General features: G+C 63.8%; 14 protein-coding genes. 12 read left to right on the top strand and 2 right to left on the bottom strand.

Features of this window, described 5'->3' with window-relative positions:
* The first annotated feature begins 334 nt into the window (after positions 1 to 334).
* The 9 genes from HAHE_RS11670 to HAHE_RS11630 all read left to right on the top strand — a co-directional run bounded on the left by HAHE_RS11670 (position 335) and on the right by HAHE_RS11630 (position 11,157).
* Positions 335 to 2,077 (top strand): hypothetical protein, encoded by a 1,743-nt coding sequence (locus tag HAHE_RS11670; RefSeq protein ID WP_338684646.1) that lies wholly within the window; start codon positions 335 to 337, stop codon positions 2,075 to 2,077.
* A gap of 25 nt (positions 2,078 to 2,102) precedes the next feature.
* Complete coding sequence (locus tag HAHE_RS11665) at positions 2,103 to 2,849, top strand: vWA domain-containing protein (RefSeq protein ID WP_338684644.1); 747 nt, start codon at positions 2,103 to 2,105, stop codon at positions 2,847 to 2,849.
* A 34-nt stretch (positions 2,850 to 2,883) separates the two neighbouring features.
* On the top strand, positions 2,884 to 4,494 hold the full coding sequence (locus tag HAHE_RS11660) for a phosphate ABC transporter substrate-binding/OmpA family protein (RefSeq protein ID WP_338684642.1): 1,611 nt from the start codon (positions 2,884 to 2,886) through the stop codon (positions 4,492 to 4,494).
* 27 nt (positions 4,495 to 4,521) lie between these two features.
* Entirely contained in the window at positions 4,522 to 5,418 is an 897-nt protein-coding gene (locus HAHE_RS11655; protein WP_338684640.1) for a hypothetical protein, read from the top strand.
* Positions 5,419 to 5,422: 4 nt separating this feature from the next.
* Positions 5,423 to 6,244 (top strand): hypothetical protein, encoded by an 822-nt coding sequence (locus HAHE_RS11650; RefSeq protein ID WP_338684638.1) that lies wholly within the window; start codon positions 5,423 to 5,425, stop codon positions 6,242 to 6,244.
* 35 nt (positions 6,245 to 6,279) lie between these two features.
* Entirely contained in the window at positions 6,280 to 7,314 is a 1,035-nt protein-coding gene (locus tag HAHE_RS11645; RefSeq protein WP_338684636.1) for a hypothetical protein, read from the top strand.
* Positions 7,315 to 7,481: 167 nt separating this feature from the next.
* Positions 7,482 to 8,330, top strand: a complete 849-nt coding sequence (locus tag HAHE_RS11640; RefSeq protein ID WP_338684634.1) for an ABC transporter permease — start codon at positions 7,482 to 7,484, stop codon at positions 8,328 to 8,330.
* Positions 8,331 to 8,332: 2 nt separating this feature from the next.
* Positions 8,333 to 9,313, top strand: a complete 981-nt coding sequence (locus HAHE_RS11635; protein ID WP_338684632.1) for an ABC transporter ATP-binding protein — start codon at positions 8,333 to 8,335, stop codon at positions 9,311 to 9,313.
* A 2-nt stretch (positions 9,314 to 9,315) separates the two neighbouring features.
* On the top strand, positions 9,316 to 11,157 hold the full coding sequence (locus tag HAHE_RS11630; protein WP_338684630.1) for an AAA family ATPase: 1,842 nt from the start codon (positions 9,316 to 9,318) through the stop codon (positions 11,155 to 11,157).
* 193 nt (positions 11,158 to 11,350) lie between these two features.
* Here HAHE_RS11630 and HAHE_RS11625 read toward each other — a convergent pair whose 3' ends face one another.
* Together HAHE_RS11625 and lepA are read right to left on the bottom strand one after the other, a co-directional pair.
* Complete coding sequence (locus HAHE_RS11625; protein WP_338684628.1) at positions 11,351 to 12,004, bottom strand: fasciclin domain-containing protein; 654 nt, start codon at positions 12,002 to 12,004, stop codon at positions 11,351 to 11,353.
* 234 nt (positions 12,005 to 12,238) lie between these two features.
* A complete protein-coding gene (lepA, locus tag HAHE_RS11620; protein WP_338684626.1) occupies positions 12,239 to 14,038 on the bottom strand; it encodes a translation elongation factor 4 in 1,800 nt (599 codons plus the stop codon).
* A 134-nt stretch (positions 14,039 to 14,172) separates the two neighbouring features.
* On the opposite strand from lepA, the gene HAHE_RS11615 reads away from it, so the two are divergent.
* The 3 genes from HAHE_RS11615 (at position 14,173) to recG (ending at position 18,283) form a co-directional block, all read left to right on the top strand.
* Complete coding sequence (locus tag HAHE_RS11615) at positions 14,173 to 14,541, top strand: hypothetical protein (protein WP_338684624.1); 369 nt, start codon at positions 14,173 to 14,175, stop codon at positions 14,539 to 14,541.
* A 62-nt stretch (positions 14,542 to 14,603) separates the two neighbouring features.
* Positions 14,604 to 15,998 carry a hypothetical protein gene (locus HAHE_RS11610; RefSeq protein WP_338684622.1) on the top strand — a complete coding sequence of 465 codons (1,395 nt, stop codon included), beginning with the start codon at positions 14,604 to 14,606 and terminating at the stop codon, positions 15,996 to 15,998.
* 239 nt (positions 15,999 to 16,237) lie between these two features.
* The gene (gene recG / locus HAHE_RS11605; protein WP_338684620.1) at positions 16,238 to 18,283 is read left to right on the top strand and encodes an ATP-dependent DNA helicase RecG; all 2,046 of its coding nucleotides are present in this window, start codon (positions 16,238 to 16,240) and stop codon (positions 18,281 to 18,283) included.
* The last annotated feature ends 95 nt before the right edge of the window (positions 18,284 to 18,378 follow it).

The raw sequence follows: 18,378 nt of genomic DNA, 5'->3' as shown, positions 1-18,378 counted from the left end.
GGAACGCCTTCAGGCAGTCTTCCGGACCGATGGGACCCCGTAAACGGGGAACTACAAACCCCAGTGGCGCGCCTGTGTGGTTCGTAGTTCCCCCTTCAGGGGGCTGCGGAGCCCCGGCACCCCACCCTACCTCTTCCAAACCGCCCCCCAGCGTGTAATGGCCTGTTAGCGCGGGATCCTCCACGATCCGAGCGTGATCATTCCTCTGCTATCCGCCTCGATCCGGCCCAATCCCGGACATTTGTCGTCCATTTCCGGATCGTTCCCGTTTTTGGGTTTATTTCCCCGAACAATGCCCCTTTCTACTGGGGTGAACTCCCGAAGAATCCGAACCATGAAGACCCCGAAGCTCGCACTGCTGGCCGCATCACTCTTCGCCTCCGCCATTCCGATGACGGCCACGGCCCAGAAGGCGGACCTCCTCACCTACAAGCCGCTCGAGGCTTCCGCTCCGAAGAGCCTCAAGCCGGTCACCAATGACAAGAAGGTCCCGGTCATCGCCTGGGGCGCCGACGTCGCCACCCAGCTCGCGACATCCAACGGCACGCTGGCCGGTGTCAGCCTCTACCGCGAAGACAACTTTCCGGTCCAGGTCACCAACTGCCTGAACGGCAACTCGCCCTACCTGCGCGGCACCCTTCCGATGATCCTGCAGGCCCGCAAGGCGTTCCAGAATGCCGGCACCGATCTCGTCGTCGTCTACCAGCTCTCCTGGAGCAATGGCGGCGACTGCCTCGTCGTGCGCGACCGTGTGAAGTCGATCAAGGACATCAAGTCGGTGGCCGTGCAGCTCTACGGTCCGCACGAGCACCCGGCGATCAAGGTGCTCCAGGACGCCGGCGTCGATCCGGGCAAGGTGAAGTTCCACTACCTCCCCGAGCTCGCCGCGCCGCTGGACGGCAAGGGCGACAAGATCGTCTCGCCGCCGGAGCTGTTCGAGGCCCAGGAAGACATCGACGCCGTGTGGGTGATCTCGCCCGATGCCGCAGCGCTCACCGAAGGTGACTTCGCCGTCAAAGGCGCGCGCATCCTTTTCACCTCGAAGCAGGCCAGCCGGATCATCCCGGATGTGTACGCGGTCCGGAAGGACTACTTCGAGAAGAACCGGCCCAAGGTCGAGGGCTTCGTGAAGGGACTGCTCAAGGCCGAGGAGTCGCTGCGTGATCTCGACAAGAGCTCCGGTGAATGGCGCAAGCTGATGTCGTCATCCGCCGAGCTGCTTCTGGGCGACGCCGGGCTCGTTGGCGACACCGAGGCGATGCTCTCCGAAGCCGAACTGGTCGGCCACGCCGGCAACGTCGCGTTCTTCACCGGCCAAGGCACGACCCGCAGTATCGAGACACTCACCGAGGAAATCCAGGTTGCCTTCGACAAGGCAGGCCGCGGCATCGGACGCTTCGAAATGCCGGTCGCAGGCTGGGATTGGGCCGCTCTCGGTGCCGGCCTGAAGTACGCCGGTGAAGTGAAGATCGCGAAGTCGGTCTTCAAGTCGACCGAGCAGGCCCAACAGAAGGTCGAGGAGTTCCTTCTCGAGAACCCCGAGCTGGACGAGCGTGACACCGCCCTTTTCGACTTCACCGTCCCCTTCGCCGCCAACCAGGACAACTTCGACAAAAGCGACGCCGCACTGAACGACTACTTCAGTCAGGCGATGAACATGGTCGACACCTACGCCGGCACCACGATGATCATCGAGGCCCACGCCGACGGCTACCTGCTGACCCGCCTGCGCGAGGCACTGCAGAACAACGACAAGGTGCTGCTCGGCAAGATCCAGAAAGTACTACGGATGTCGTCGCCCCCGACCCAGCAGACCGCCACTTTGCTCGATCGCTCGCTCAAGACCAAGTCGGCCGAGCGCGCCGAGGCACTGCGCGACGCCTTCGTCGACTTCTGCGAGGACAAGGGACTGAACCTCGACGAGAACCGCATCGTGGCCGTCGGCCGCGGCTCGACCGCCCCGGTCTACGAGAATGCGGATACCCCGAAGAAGCGCGCCGAGAACCGCCGCGGCGTGATCATCCTCGAGCGACTCGAAGTGCTCGAGGTGGGTGACGATGTCAAAATCGACTTCTGATCCCCAACCCGAACCACCCGAAACCATGTGGATCAAATTCGCCATGACCGGACCGCTGGCCCTCACCGGCCTGCTGATGGTCTCCTGTGAGAAATCGAACACCGTGACGGTCGCCCGCGAGGAGGCCTTCGAAAGCCCGCTCGTCGTGAGCAAGGCGGCCAAGGGTTCGAACGACCGCGAGCCCATTCCGAACACGACTCCTCCCGGATCGAAGATGGACCCGAGCTCGAATGCCTACATCATCTTCGACGGCAGCGGCAGCATGACCGGCTCGCCGATCGCGGAAGCGAGGCGCGCGGTGACTTCCTTCATCCAAGGGGCACCCGACGACCTCAACATCGGGCTGTTCGTCTTCGACCGCAACAACCTCGCCGGAGCCGAACTGGTTCCGCTCGGGCGCGGCGACGATCAACGCGCCGAACTGAAGAAGAAGATCGCCGGCGTCCAGGCCGGCGGCAGCACCCCGCTCGGGGCCGCGATCAAGGCCGGCACCAAGTCGCTGATCGACCAGTTCCAGAAACAGCTCCGCTACGGCGACATCCGGCTGATCGTCGTGACCGACGGCCAGGCCAGTGACGGGTCCGCTTTCAACCAATCGATCGTCATGGCCCGCGACTACCACGTGCCGATCTACACCATCGGCTTCCGCATCCGCAACGAGCACCCGCTGCGCCGCTACTCGGAGAACTACATGACCGCCCAGGACGAGCAGGAGCTGCTCGACGCCATGAAGGAAACCCTCGCCGAGCTGGACGACAGCGCCGACCTCTAACACGATTCGTCCTTTCCGGACCGTACACCCCCGAATGAACAACGCCTCCAAGCTCGCCATCCTGCTCTTCACCGTCTGCGCGGTGATCGCGGGCGCGTGGTTCGCCATCAAGCCGTTCTTCAAGAAGCATCAGGAGGAAGAGGCACGGAAGAAGGCCGAGCAGTTCGAGCGCGAGATCTCGGACGCCAAGGTGAACTCGACCCTGAAGATCGCCGGCGACGGCTACCTCGGCTATTTCTTCGCCTCGTCGATCCAGACGAAGAAGGAAGCCGTCCGCCAGGGACTCGGCATCGAATGGATCGATGACGGCGCCGCGGTCTCCGAGCGCGTCGACAAGCTGGCCAAGGGCGAATACGACATCATCGCGATCCCCGCCGCCGAGTATCTGATCCACGGACGCCGCAACAACTTCCCGGGCGTGATCACGGTGGCAATCGCCCGCTCGAACGGCGGCGACGGGATCGTCGCACTCAAGGACGCGCTGCCGAACGGCGACGTCGCCGACCTCAACGACGCGTCGCTGAAGTGGGTCTACACCGGCGAAAGCCCGAGCCAGTTCCTGGTGGACATCACGGTCAAGGACCTCGACTTCTTCAACCTCAAGGCGGCTGACGAAGCCGCGGGTGGCAAGCGCGCCGACTGGCGCGTGCCGGTCGGTTCGTCGGAGGAAGTCTACGAGCGCTCGATGAATGCCAAGGGCGACGTCTTCGTGATGTGGGAGCCCGACATCTCCCGCGCCCTGGCGAAGAACCCGAACCTCGAATACGTCTGGGGCTCGGACAAGTTCGCCGGCTACATCGTCGACTACTTCGTCGTCAACAAGCGCACGCTCGCCCAGCGCGAGGACGACGTGCTGCGCTACTTCAAGGCCTACTTCCGCGCCTTCGACCACTACCGCCGCAACGCCGAGGAGCGCGTGACCGACATGGCGCGCTGGGCCGACATCGACCGCGACGCGGTGAAGAAGATCGTCGACGAGAACAAGATCGACTGGCTCGACCTGCACGACAACTGCCTGCAGCAGTTCGGCGTCGAAACCTCCGGCAACGCGATCACCGCGAAGGAAGGCGTGATCGACACCATTCTCTCCTGCGCCGATGTCCTCGCCGACACCGGCCGGCTCGGTGCTTCCGAAGTCCGCGATCCCTACCGCCTGATCAACAAGCGCGTGCTGGAGGCACTGAAGAACACCGCACCCCGCGCGCTCGGTCAGAACGGCTCCGGCGAGATCGACTTCGAACCGCTTTCCGACACCCAGTGGGACCGACTCAAGGAAGTCGCGAAGCTGCAGGTGCGGCCGATCCGATTCCGCAACGGCACCGAGTTCGAGGTTGGAGCGGCCGAGGAGATCGACAAGGTCGCCAAGCTGCTCGACGTGAACTACCCGAACTACCGCGTGGTGATCCGCGGCCACACCGGCGGCTCCGACAGCGAGGAGAACCGCAAGCTGTCCGCCCTCCGCGCCGAGGTCGTGATGAAGCGCCTCGTGCTGGTCCACGGCTTCGACGAGGACCGGCTCCGCATCGAAGGCGCCGGCTCGTCCGAGCCGCCCCCCGTCCGCCCCGGAGAAAACCCACGCTCGCGCGCCTACCGCGGCCGCGTGCCACGTGTCGAAGCCATCCTGCTCGAGCGGGGCGGCCTGTAGTCCCTTTCCATCAAAACCACATCCATCATGCCGAAGAAGGATGGCCGCCCAACGCAAGTCAGCCTTCAGGACCTGACTGACCAGGAAGCCATCTTCAAAGCCGTCCGCACCCAATGCATCCAATCACCACTCACCGTCATCCCGCTCGCGCTCGCCGCCGGGGTGCTGCTGCTCACCGGGGCCTTCTCGTGGGGCTTTCTCGGTGTGTTCGCATCGGTGGTGCTCGGCGTGGTCGGTGCCGCGGCCTTCGTTTTCAACCTGTGGATCCGCGGCGAGACGCTCGCCAAGCGGCACGTCCGCTGGATGATGGAACAGCTCAAGAACGACCGGCGGTCGGCGCTCTCGGAAATCCGCGAGATGTGCGAAAGCATCGGACTGGCGGAAGCCGCGAAGGAAGCCCACGAGCTTTCGGAAGCCTACTCGCAGTATACCGAGTTTCTGGAGACGCGCGCCGAGGCGAAGCTGGGCACGGGAGTCGGCAACCGGCTCGGGCTCGCCGAGTCCGCCCGCTCGGCGGGCGTCGCGCACCTGCGCCGCGCCGCGGAAATCCACACCGCCTTGTCGGGCATCGACATCGTCCAGCTCCGTCAGGAGTCCGAAATGTGGATCGCCCAGAAGGAGCTGCCCGACGCCAATCACTCGGTGCTCGACAGCAAGCTCGCCGCCCACAGCCAGCAAATCGGCCGCTACGACCAGCTTGCGGCGCGGCGCGACGAGCTCATCGCCCGGTCGAACGAACTGGAGGCGGCGCTGAAAAGCGCCTACCTCTCGGACGCCGGACGGTCCGAATTCGACCAATCGATCAACAACCCGGCAAAGCGCCTTTCGGACATCGTCGAGGCGGCCGAGGCCGCTGAAGCGGAAATCCGCGACTTCCTGACCAACACGGAAAACCTCACCCCAACCGAAACAGAAACCAACTAAGACCATGGGACTATTCAAAGCGATCGGCCGGTTCCTCAGCTTCAAATGGCTGTGGGCAGGTGGCAAAGTGAACCAAGCGGCCGAAGAGACCTTCACCTCCTCCGCGGAAGGTGTCGGCATGGCCTTCGACATCCAGAAGGACAAGGAGATCAAGGACCACGCCGAGTTCATCAAGGCGGTCTCGACCCTTGCCGCCAATGTCGAGGCCAGCAAGAAGCGCCTCGATGAAAGCCTCGACCGCGAGGAAGAGCTGATCAAGAAGCGCGATGCCGCGAAGTTCCAGCTCGCCAAGGTGCTCAAGGCCAAGGGCCTGACCCGCGAGCAGGCGCAGACCGACGCTGACGTGATGAAGTGGCAACAGGCCTTCATCGACTTCCAGGGCAAGGTGCGCACCGAGGACGAACTGCAGGCACGCCTCGAGCCGGAACTGGCCGAGCGCCAGGGACGACTCGACCAGCTCAAGACGCAGCTCGCCAAGCGCCAGCGCGAGATCAAGGGACTCGACGATCAGAAGGCACAAGCCATCGCCGATTACGTCGATGCCAAGACAACGTCCGAGCTCATGGACCGCCTCAGCGGCCTCGAGGCCTCGTCGGACCGCTCGGTGCTCAACACGGTCACCAACCGGATTTCCCAGATGAAGCAGCAGGCGAAGATCAAGTCCGACCTCGAAGGCGCTTCGGCCGACTCGATCGACGTCGAACTCGAAACCGCCATGGCCGAACAGGCCGGCCTCGACCTGCTCGACGAGATGCTCGCGGCAGACCTGCCGGAGGGCACCCCAGAAGAAACGAAACGCGACGACGAAGGCGAACTCAAAGCCTGAGGCGCGTCGCCCAACCCCACCCCACAAAGAATACCATGAAAGCTAGCATTACCGCCCTGATCCTCACGGCCGCCGCGACGTCGTCGGCCTTCGCCCAGGCAGACGGCGACTACACCTTCGGCTGGAGCAACTACATCGGGTGGTGCCCGGTGAAGTACCTCGAGGATACCGGGCTTCTCAAGAAGCACGCCGACAAGAACGGCATCAAGATCAAGGTCGAGGAGTTCGGCTATGTCGCATCGATCGACGCCTTCAAGGCGAAGAACATCGACGTCGTGCCGGTCACCACCATGGACGCCCTGACCCTGATCAGCCAGGCCGGCATCGACTGCTCGTTCTTCGTCGTCGGTGACTACTCGAACGGCAACGACAAGTGGCTCGCCGTCGGCACCGACTCGGTGTCCGGGCTGAAAGGAACGACCGTCTACGGCGAGGAGTTCACCGTCAGCCACTACCTCGTTTACCGCGGCATCGTGCTCGGCGGCCTGAAGGAGTCGGACTTCAAGTTCGCCCACCGCGCCGAGAAGGGCATCGTCAGCGGCTTCACCAGCGATGACGCCGAACTGAAGTCGACCGCCACCTGGAACCCGCACGCCCTCGGGCTGATGCAGCAACCGGGCGTGAAGGACGTCTTCAATTCCTCGAAGATTCCCGGCGAGATCCTCGACGGATTCGTGATGCGGACCGACCTGCTGAAAGAGGACCCGAAGCTCGCCAAAGCGATCTCCGGTGCCTGGTTCGAGGCCATGGCCACGCTCAACGGCGGCGGCCAGGAAGCCGAGGACCTGATCGCGACCGTCGCGCAGGCGGCGAACGTCACGGTCCCGGAAGCCAAGGCGCAGCTGAAGACGACCTTCTTCTACTACACGCCTGACACCATGAAGGAGGCGCTGACCAGCAAGGCGCACAAGCAGGCGACCACGCTGGTCCGCGACTTCTGCTTCGACCAGGGCCTGCTTGGCGAGGACGCCGACGATGCCGGCTACATCGGTATCGAGTTCGCCGACAGCGAAGTGCTCGGCGACAAGAGCAACGTGAAGCTCCGCTTCAAGCCGGTCGCCGCGGAGTAAACATCTGGAGTGCGGTGGCAGAGCGGAGCGGCGACACCGCTTTGCGAGCCACCGCACTCGTCGCTTTCGCCAAAAAACAGCCCTCCTTTCCCTTCCGGCCACGCTCGAAGGGAGACCCCCAGTCCAGGCAGCTCGAAAGCGGTGGCAAGCCACCGCACTCCAAACCCATGACCTTCCTCCGCACCGATGCCCGGATTCCCTGGTTCGGAAAGCTCGCGCTGACGTTGCTTCCGGTCCTGCTCCTGTGCTTCACCTACGTACGGAAGTCGTCTGAACTGGCGGAGACCGATCGCGCCAAGCTGATGCCGACCGTCGGCAAGCTGGTCGACGCGGCGAAGAAGGTCGCGCTGCCGATCCCCGCGCCGGAGCGCGAAAGCGAGCGCCGCAAGGAGCTGCGGCTCGAACGCCAGTTCCTGATCTACAAGGACACGCTCGCCAGCTTCAAACGCATGGGCTGGGCGCTGGCGGTTATCCTGCTCGCGGTTCCGATCGGCGTGATGATGGGCAGCTACCCGTGGGCCGAGTCGCTCGGCAAAACGATCATGATCATCCTGAGCATGATCCCCGCGCTGGCGCTGCTATCGATCCTGTTCCTGACCTTGGGAACCGGCGAGGTCGCCAAGGTCGCCCTGATCGTGCTCGGGGTTTTCCCGATGGTCTGCCTCGACACCTACCTGCGCGCCCGCTCGCTGCCGCGACAGCAGTTCTTCAAGGCCCAGAGCCTCGGCTCATGTGAAACCGAACTGCCGTGGCGGGTCGTGTTTCCCCAAATCTGGCCGGACGTGCTCAACACCATCCGCCTCAACCTCGGCGTGATGGCGGTGCTGATGATCGCCGGCGAATCGATCTCCGCGGAAGCCGGCATCGGCTATCGCATCTTCATCAAGTTCTACCGGACCACCGCGATGGACTCGACCATCGTCTACGTGATCTGGCTCACCCTGCTGATGTTCCTGCTCGATTTCGCGATCAGCCAGTGGATCAAGCATCGCTACAAATGGTTGGAGGGCCGCTGAGCATGGAAACGCCCGAAACCACGAACCCGGAACGCAAGGTGGTCGTCGAGGTCCGCGACGTCGAGGTGACCTACCGCTCGAAGCCGAAGCTGAAGCTGGACGAAGGGAAGCCGAAGCTCGAGCGGGATGAATTCACCGTTTTCCGCGATCTCGACCTGACGATCCGCGAACACGAGTTCACGACGATCGTCGGCCCGAGCGGCTGCGGTAAGTCGACCATCTTCCGCCTGATCCTCGGTTCGCAGTTTCCGACCAAAGGCACGGTGCACGTCGATGGCGAACCGGTGCGCAACGTCACGCCGAAAACCGGCATCGTTTATCAGCGCTACTCGCTCTTCCCCCACCTGACGGTCGCCGACAACATCGCGCTCGGTCCGCTGCTCCAGCAAACCGGACCGTTCGAATCGCTCGTCCGAAGCATTGGCCCACGCTACCGCCGAGTCCGACGCGAGTCGCGCGCCGAGGCGTTCGACCTGCTCGGCCGGATCGGCCTCAGCAGGAATGATGGCGACAAGTATCCCCACGAGCTCTCCGGCGGCATGCGCCAGCGCGTCGCGATCGCGCAGGCGACGATCATGAAGCCGAAGGTGCTGATGATGGACGAGCCTTTCGGCGCGCTCGACCACAGCACGCGCGAGGACATGCAGCTCTTCATTCTCGAGCAGGCGGAGAAGAACGGCCTGACCGTGATTTTCGTCACGCACGACCTCGACGAGGCGTTGTTCCTCGGCACGCGGGTGATCGGGATTTCGCAGTACTATGCCGCCGATAGCGCGGAAGACGGCGTCGGCTCGAAGATCGTGACCGACCGCGACCTCACGGCCGCGCTCGGCGGAGCCCACCCGCGGCCGACGACCTCGATCGACACGCCCGAATTCCGCGAGCTGCGCCGCAAGGTGCACCACGACGTGCTCGACCCCGATCATCGTCAGCACATCTCGGAATTCGACCACGACCATCAGGACAGCAACGGGAAGCACTGATCATGGATACCGCCGATACCAAGCCGCTCGCACCCGGGCCGACCCCTCCCTTCATGGAAGCGCTGGTCGACGGCGTGAAGCATCGCGGCAAACGCGTCTTCGTTCTCACCGGCGACGTGATGGGCATCTTTCCCGATCGCGAGCGCCCCGACTACTCGCCCCTCGAGGACAGGCTCTGCCAGTCGTTCGGGGAAAAGTTCACCATGGTCCGGCTCGACCTCGCGCTGGGTGTCGGCTTCTACGACAGCGACCAGCGGCGCTCTCTGTTCGAAGCCATCGGCTGGGCCGGCGGGATGCGTCCGATGCGCGACAACGGCGACACCCTCGGTGGCCTCATCGATCTCGGATCGGAAATCGTCAACCGCCACCTCCGCGGCCGGGCCGAACCGAAAAAGGCGCCCGCACCGCCGACGCCGGAGCAATTGCTCGACCGCACCCGCCAGCGCCCCGGCGCCGCGCTCGTCCTCCTGCGTGAACTCACCGAGCTCGCCCGCGCCGCCCAGGAACGCGGTGAGTTCGTCCGGCCGCTGTGCACGATTGTTCGTCTGGCCGGCGCGTTCTTTCCGCCGGGGGAATTCGGCAAGCTCTCCGAACTCGACCGCAACCGTCTCGCCACGCTGCTGAGCTGGCTCAGCGATCTCGGCTACCATGCTGGCGGCCACGTCACCATCCTGGTTGCCGACACCCGCGCCGAGCTGAACTCCCGGATCTACTCACTTCCGTCAAGCCAGGTCGTGGAAGTCGGCTTCCCCGACGAAGCCACCCGGCGCCACTTTGTCCGGTTCCGCAGCGCCGAGATGGAAAAGGAATCGGAGTCGGTCGCGCCCGAGTTCGAAAACGGGATCGATGACTTCGTCGAAGAGTCAGCCGGCCTCGGACTCAACGCGATTTCCTCGCTCATCGAGGAGTCGGCCCGCTCCGGCAAGCCGGTCACGCGCGACGCCGTGAACGAACTGCTCAACGAATTGCTCAAGGCGCAGCTCGACGGCGTCGTGACGATCAAGCGCCCGCGCCACGGCGACGCCGACCTGTGCGGCTACCAAGGGCCGCGCGATGCCATCAAACGGATCTTCCGCGATTGCGAGGACCCGGACACCGCGATCTCCGCCTTCGTCGTCTCGGGACCGAATGGCGTCGGCAAGACTTTCAACGTCGAGGCCCACGCCGCCGACTCGGGGCGGATCGTCATCGAGCTTTCGCAAATCCGCTCGTCCGACTTCGGCGGCACCGACCGGCTTTTCGAAATGGTCCGGCGCTACGTCGAGATCTACGGCAAGGTCGCGATCCTCGTCGATGAGGCCCACGCCGCCTTCGGCAGCATCCATTCCGGTGACACCCACGAGACCGAGAAGCGGCTAATGGCGAATATCATCAAGATGATGTCCGACAAGGGGCTGCTCTCGAAGGTCATCTGGTGCCTGATGACCACCCGCCCCGACCTGCTCGACCCCGACGTCCTGAGCCGCGCGCCGAAGCAGATTCCGATCTTCGATCTCGAGGGCGACGAGCGGAAGGAGTTCTTCAAGGCGATGTTCCACCGACGCGGCATCGAGCTTGAGGGCGAGGAGTTGGATCAGGTCGTCGAAGCGACCGGTTGGTATTCCAACCGTGACCTCGACTTCCTGATCCGGGAGGTGAAGAGCGCGCGTCGCGACAACCCGGACATCCGGCCGACCGACGTGCTTGAAACCTGGTCGGCCTCGAAAGGCATTGTCGGCAAGCGCGCGGCACAGTCGATCATCGCCGCCTCAACCAGCAGCTACCCCGCGCTGGTTCCCGACCGCTTCAAGGGCCCGGACTTCGACACCGAACTCCGCCACGCCAAGGCCCTACTCTCCATCTGACGGCCCGCTCCGGTGGTTCGTAGTTCCGCCTTCAGGCGGTCTTCCGACTCCGCTTCACCTCGTGGGCTCCGCAGCCGCCTAAAGGCGGAACTACGAACCCCTGTTTCGCGCCATGCGGGTATACGAAACGCCCGCACCTCACGCGGAGATGCGGGCGTCACTTCGTCTGATTCGCAGACGACGATAGAAGAAATTATTCCTCTTCAGGGATGATCACGGTGTCGATCGCGTGGATCACGCCATTGCTGACGTCGATGTCGGTCTTGGTGACCATGGCTTCGTTCACCATCACCTTGCCGTCACCGACGGTGAGGGTGAGCTTGTCGCTGTTGGCGGAAGTCACTTGTCCGGCACTGATCGCGTTCGAATTCAATTCGCCGGTGGCAACATGGCCGAGAAGCACCGCACGGAGTTGCTCCTTGTTTTCCGGCTTCAGCCACTCGTCGAGCGTTTCGGTCGGGATCTTCTCAAAGGCTTCGTCGGTCGGTGCGAACACCGTGAACGGTCCTTCGGAATCGAGCGTGTCTTCAAGACCTGCGGCCTCGATCGCCTTCTTCAGGATCGTGAAGTTTTCCGCGTCACGGAGGGCCTCGGCGATGGTGCCGTCAGCATCGACCGTGTCGCGCTTGGTCTGATACACCGACTTGCCCGGAGCACCACCCTTGCGCACCTCGCGGGCGCCGGTCGGTTGGTCGGTCGGATTCGGAGTTTCGACCTTCTCCGTGGCCGGTCCGGTGGACTGGGCAGGATTGCCGGTCGTGTTCTCGCTCGGCTTCTCGTCGGCAAGAGCCGCGGGAATGGCTGTCGCGAGGGCGAGAGTAAGAAGTGTGTTTCGAGTCTTCATCATTGCGTTTGGTTCTGGTTCGGCCCGGACGGAAGCGAACCTCCCGCCAAGGACATCTCACTCATCGCAAGACCCGTTCCGCGACGGCGGACGGCCCAAATTTCCATCACAACCGACTGAGAACCATCCAGCCGCCCAGATGCGAAAAAATGCGCCGTTGACACACCCGATCCCACCAAAGGTGCAGATCGTAACGGCCCGGATGCAGCTTGCACCCCGCCACGCCCCATCCGGCGCTCAGTCTCCGGACTTCAGCACCTTGATGAACGCCTCCTGGGGAATGCTCACCTTGCCGAAGGCCTTCATCTTCTCCTTACCCTTCTTCTGCTTCTCAAGCAGCTTGCGCTTCCGGGTGATATCACCGCCGTAGCACTTGGCGGTCACGTTCTTGCGCATCGCGGAAATGCGCTCGGAGGCAATGATCTTGCCGCCGATGCAGGCCTGGATCGCGACGACGAAGAGCTGCTGCGGAATGACGTCCTTCAACCGGATCGCCAGCGCGCGACCGTAGCTCTCCGCCTTGTCGCGGTGGACGATGGTCGAGAATGCCTCCACCGGCTCGCCGGCGATCAGCATGTCCATCTTGACCATCTTGGCGGGCCGGTAGCCGCAGTGCTCGTAATCCATCGAGCCATAGCCGCGGGTCATCGACTTCATACGGTCGTTGAAGTCGACGAGAATCTCGGAAAGCGGAACCTCGCAGGTCAGCATGACCCGGGTTTCGTCGATCGTTTCGGTGTGCGTCACGTCGCCGCGCTTCTCCATCACCAGCGCCATGATGTCGCCGATGAACTCACCGGGAATCATGATGAAGATCCTCACCATCGGCTCGCGGATCTCCTGGATCTCCTGCGGCTCGGGAAGGAAGGACGGATTGTCGACGATCATCTCCTCGCCATCGGTCCTCGTCACCTTGTAGATGACCGACGGATAGGTCGAAATGACGTCCATGTTGAACTCGCGCCGCAACCGCTCCTGGATGATTTCCATGTGCAGTAGGCCGAGGAATCCGCAGCGGAAACCGAACCCGAGCGCCGTCGAGCTTTCCGACATGTAGGTAAAGGCCGCGTCGTTGATCTGCAGCTTGCCCATCGCCATCTTCAGCCCCTCGTAGTCGGAGCTGTCGACCGGATAAATCCCGGAGAACACCATCGGCTGGATCTCCTTGTAGCCCGGCAGCGGCTCGGAGCACGGATGGGTCGAGTCGGTCAGCGTGTCGCCGATCTTCGCCTCGTCGGCCGACTTCATGTTGCAGATGACGTATCCGACATCTCCCGCCACCAGCTCGTCGCGCTGGGTCATCTTCGGCGTGAACACCCCGATCTCCTTGACCTCATAAGTCTTGCCGGTCGCGAAAAGCTTCACCCTCTGGCGCTTCTGGATTTTGCCCGAGAACACCCGCACGTAGGAAATCACTCCCCGGAAGGCGTCATAGACCGAGTCGAACACCGTCGCCCGAAGCAGCTTGTCCGGATTCTCGGTCGGTGCCGGAACCCGCGCGACCACGGCTTCGAGAATATCCTCGATGCCGATTCCATTCTTCGCCGAGGCCGGAATCGCCTCCTCCGCCGGAATCGCGAGGATGTCTTCGAGTTGCTGCTTGCATTTGTCGACGTCGGCCGCCGGCAGGTCGATCTTGTTGAGTACCGGGATGATGGTGAGGTTCTGGTTCATCGCCAGATGCAGGTTCGCCATCGTCTGGGCCTCAACGCCCTGCGCCGCGTCGATCATCAGGATCGCTCCCTCGCAGGCCGCCAGAGAGCGGGCCACCTCGTAGGAGAAATCGACGTGCCCGGGGGTATCGAGGAGGTTCAGGCGGTACGTCTTTCCGTCCTGCGCCTTGTACTCCATCGCCACCGGGTGGCTTTTGATGGTGATCCCCTTTTCACGCTCAAGATCCATCGCATCGAGCAGCTGGTCCTGCTTCTGCCTCTCGGAAATCGTCTGGGTAAACTCCAACAGACGATCCGACAGGGTCGTCTTGCCGTGATCGATGTGGGCGATGATCGAGAAGTTGCGTGTGAGCTCGGTGGACATGGGCGGTCGGAGGCACCCGGTCGGGCGCGGCGGATGAAAACCACGGAATACACGGAACGCACGGAAAAAGAAAGGGATGCGACTGGAGAAGCGGGCTCGACCCCGCTGCTCCGGAGCCTCCATCTTCGACCCCGATGGATCCCGCCGGCAGCTCCGATTCCTCCCCTCCCGGGCTCCCTCCACCTCCTCCCAAGATCGAGACCGGCAAGCTCTGGTTGAGCCTGCTCCTGCCCCAGGGTTTTCTCGTCGCCTCGGTAATTCTGATGCTCCTCCCGGAATTCGGTATCCCGCACGGGGGGATCATCGAATCCTTCGCCATCGGCGGACTCCAGCTGTTCTGGATCAGCGGGATCATCTGCTGGGTCAAATTCGGGCAAGTGGTGAACCGCCGTTTTCAGGGAACCGGAGCCGTCCTGATGATTCTCGGCTACCCGATCGCCCAAGTGTCGGTGGGATTGGCGCTTTTCTTCGGGATCTGCATGGCCGGGATGGCTCTGGCGTGAGAAACCGGATCCGGTTCGCGGCATTGCACCCCCGCCCGCTTGTCTGCTAGGGATTCGGAAACGTGAGCGGCCGCTACGAGATTTTCGACATCCTTGCCCAGGACGGGACCGGTGTGGTTTTCCATGCCGAGGACCGGGAAACGGGGCGCGAGGTCGTGCTGCGGCGCTTCTTTCCGTTCGGCGCCGACGGCGGGGGCTTGGTCGATGAGGAACGGACGGCCTACGAAATCGCGGTCCGGCGCCTGATGAGCGTTTCCCACCCGGCGCTGCGCAATGTCCTCGACGGCGGCACCGACCCGGTCGACGGCATGCCTTTCCTCGTCACCGAGTGGATCGAAGGCCGACCGCTGATCGAGAGGCTGCGCGAACGCCCGCTGAGTCCGCCCTCCGCCAAAGCCCTGATCGACCTCGCTCTGGAGACCTGTCAGGTGCTCTCGGAGACTTTCAAGGAGGAGTCCGTCTGGATCGAAACCGGGGCCGACTCGATCATTCTTGGCCCGAGTGATCAGGAACGGCAGGTGACCTTCTGGATCTCGCCCTTGCGCTGGCTCGGTGAGGCCGACTCCCGGCAGGGACTGAGGCCGATCCTGCAAATGGCCGAGGAAGCGACCGGCTGGAACCGCCGGATGCTCTCCGATTCCTCCGGAGAGGGGCTCGGAGCATGGATCAAGGCGCTGCGGAAGGATCCCGACGTCTGGAGCCTTGAGCAGGCCCGCTACGCGCTGCACCACGGAGTGGCGTCCTTGGTCGAGGTGCCGAAAGCGACGCCCCCTGCGAATCCAGGCCCCATTTCGCCGGCCCACGCGACCATTCCCGCCCAGACCGACCCGCCGCAGCCCATCCAGCTCAGGCACTCGACCAACTGGTGGCCGTGGATCGTCGCCGGTGTCCTGACCGTGGCCGCACTCGGGTTCATTTTCTGGCAAGCCACACGCCCGCGGACCGAGCCAGCGCCGCCGGTCGTGAAGATTCTCGACAACGGCCCTCCCGCTCCCGTGGAGGCCGCCCCGGAGGAGATCAAGGCGGAGAAGGAGCTCTCCCCCGCCGAGATCGCATCGGCAAGGGCCGCCGCGATGGCCGAAGAGGTCGCGGAGATCGCCCGCCTTCCCGAGGACGGCAGTGCCGGACAGGCGCCGCCGGAACTCGATGCCAAACTGATCGAGGTCGGCCGACAGCTCCGTGGCAGCATCGGAAAGCGGGCGCGCCTCGGCGTCCGCCTCTACCAGGTGCGGGCGAGCGATTCCGGCAAAACGCTCTACCTCGAATTCGGCTCGACCCGCGAACCGGATGCCATCTGCGCCCGCTACCGCACCGATCTGGGCATCTTCACCGAAGAGGAATTGAAGAAGCACATCGGCAAGCGGCTCTACATCCAGGGCAAGGTGGTCGCCGACCCGAGCGGCCGGGTCGCGATCGACCTCGATGACGAGGACTCGCTCGAGGTCGATCCCGGCTGAGGCGATGGGCTTGGACTGAATTGGACCGCGAGCTTCGGCTCGCCCCGGAGCCTCGTCAGGTAGGGACGGCCGCCCCCGGTCGTCCGTGATCCGCCGCGACGGCCGTGGCCTTTCTTCATGCAGCGGACAAGCGAGGGCGCTTGTCCCTACCTTTGTCGGAGATCCATGCGGTTGGAGCAAGGCGCTCCACTCCCACCTCCGCACTTGGTCTTTCGGTCGGTTCCTCCTTCACTGAACCGGTGATCCCGGCCGACTCCGATCTCGCCGCTGCCGACTTCCTCCAGGCGAAGGAAGTCCTCGCACTGGCATCGGCCGGACTGAAAACACCGCGCCAGCTCCTCGATCGTCTGCCCCGGCGCTACGAGGACCGACGACGCTTCGATGCCTTCCCCGCCTCGCCCGGCGGCGCGCCGGTTTGCATCCGCGGACAGGTCATCGACACGCGGAACCGCTTCGGCCCGCGAGTCCGATTCTATGAGGCGGTGGTGGCCGATACCTCGGGCTCCGCCATGGGTCCATCCACCCTCACCTGCCGGTGGTTCAACATGCCTTACCTGAGCAAGGTTCTGGCCGCGGGACAGGAGGTCATCCTGCACGGCAAGCCGAAGGACTTCCAAGGACGGATCGTCATCGACCACCCCGACTTCGAGGTGATCCGCGACGACTCCGGACCCTCGATCCACCTCGAGCGGATCGTGCCCGTCTACGGCAACGTTTCCGGAATCAACCAGCGCCGGCTACGGGAGATCCAGTATCTCATGCTCGATGCTGTCGATCCCGCGACGCTAGCACCGGAATTCGACGTCGATCCGACCTACCCTCGGCACGAAGCCTACCGCGAGGTCCACTTTCCCGAATCGATCGAGCAAGCCGACGCCGCCCGGCGGCGGTTCGCGCTTGAGGAGTTCTTCGGCGTCCAGCTCCAGGTCGTCTGGCGCAGACAGCGGCACGATCGGCGCAATGGCCGCGTGCTCGGGAAAAAGACCGAGCTCCTCACCCGGTTCTACGAGAGCCTGCCCTTCGATCTGACCGATGCCCAGAAACGGTCGATCCGGGAGATTCTCGGCGACCTCCGCACGCCGCGACCGATGAACCGGCTGCTGCAGGGCGACGTCGGATCGGGCAAAACCTTCGTGGCCATGGCGAGCATGCTGCTGGCCATCGACTCCGGCGTGCAGGCCGCGCTGATGGCGCCCACCCAGATCCTCGCCGAGCAGCACTTCCTCACCTTCCGGAAATGGCTCGAGCCGCTCGGCGTGCGGGTCGCGCTGCGCACCGCCGATCGCCAGGAAAGCACCCACATCGAGCTCGACGGTGCGCCGCAGATCGTCATCGGCACCCACGCCCTGCTCTACGACGACGAACTCTTCAGCAACCTCGGCCTCGTGGTGATCGACGAGCAGCACAAGTTCGGCGTGATGCAGCGCGGCCGGCTGATCGAGCAGGGCACCACGCCCGACGTCCTGGTGATGACCGCCACGCCGATTCCGCGGACATTGACGATGACGATCTACGGCGACCTCGACGTCTCGATCCTCGACGAACGACCGGCGGGCCGCGGCAAGATGGTCACCGCGCTGCGGACCAATCCGAAGCAGACCGACCTCAACCGTTTCGTGAAGGACCAGCTCGAGAGCGGGCGTCAGGCCTACCTCGTGTATCCGCTGGTGGAGGAGAGTGAGAAGCTCAAGGCGGAGGCCGCAACGGTCGCCCACGAGAAATGGGCCAAGCGGCTGTCGAAGTTCGAAGTCGGCCTGCTTCACGGCAAGGTGGATGCCGAGGAGAAGGAATCGGTGATGCGACGATTCCGAGATCACGAGATCGACGCGCTTGTCGCGACCTCGGTGATCGAGGTCGGTGTCGATGTCCCCAATGCGAACCTGATGATCATCCACCACGCCGAACGCTTCGGCCTGGCCCAGCTCCACCAGCTGCGGGGACGGATCGGTCGCGGTGAGCACAAGAGCTACTGCATCCTGCTGACCGACGGGAAGAGCCCCGACGCGCTCGAGAAGCTGCAGGTCATGGAGAAGACTTCGGACGGGTTCGTCATCGCCGAAGAGGACCTGCGGATCCGTGGCCCGGGAAACGTGCTCGGCACAATGCAGAGCGGAATGGGCGAGTTCCGCTTCCCCGACTTCCTCGCCGACACGGCTCTGCTGCGCGAGGCCCGGGCCTTGGCGGACAAGGTCGTCGAGACCGACCCCGACCTCACCGGCCCCCATGCCAACCTCCGTCCGAGGATCGAGGAAATCGACACCGACCCCGCCATCTCACGCGGATAGCAGTTCCAATAATTATAGCTCATCGAGCCAACCAAAGGGCCCAACCGGACAATCAAAAGGCCCATTGGCCCAGTCAGAAGGCCCAGCGGGCCGAA

The sequence above is a fragment of the Haloferula helveola genome, from assembly GCF_037076345.1.
Taxonomy (GTDB): Bacteria; Verrucomicrobiota; Verrucomicrobiia; order Verrucomicrobiales; family Akkermansiaceae; genus Haloferula; species Haloferula helveola.
The sequence above is the reverse complement of the archived record's forward strand: the minus strand, read 5'-3'. Positions and strand labels throughout refer to the sequence as shown.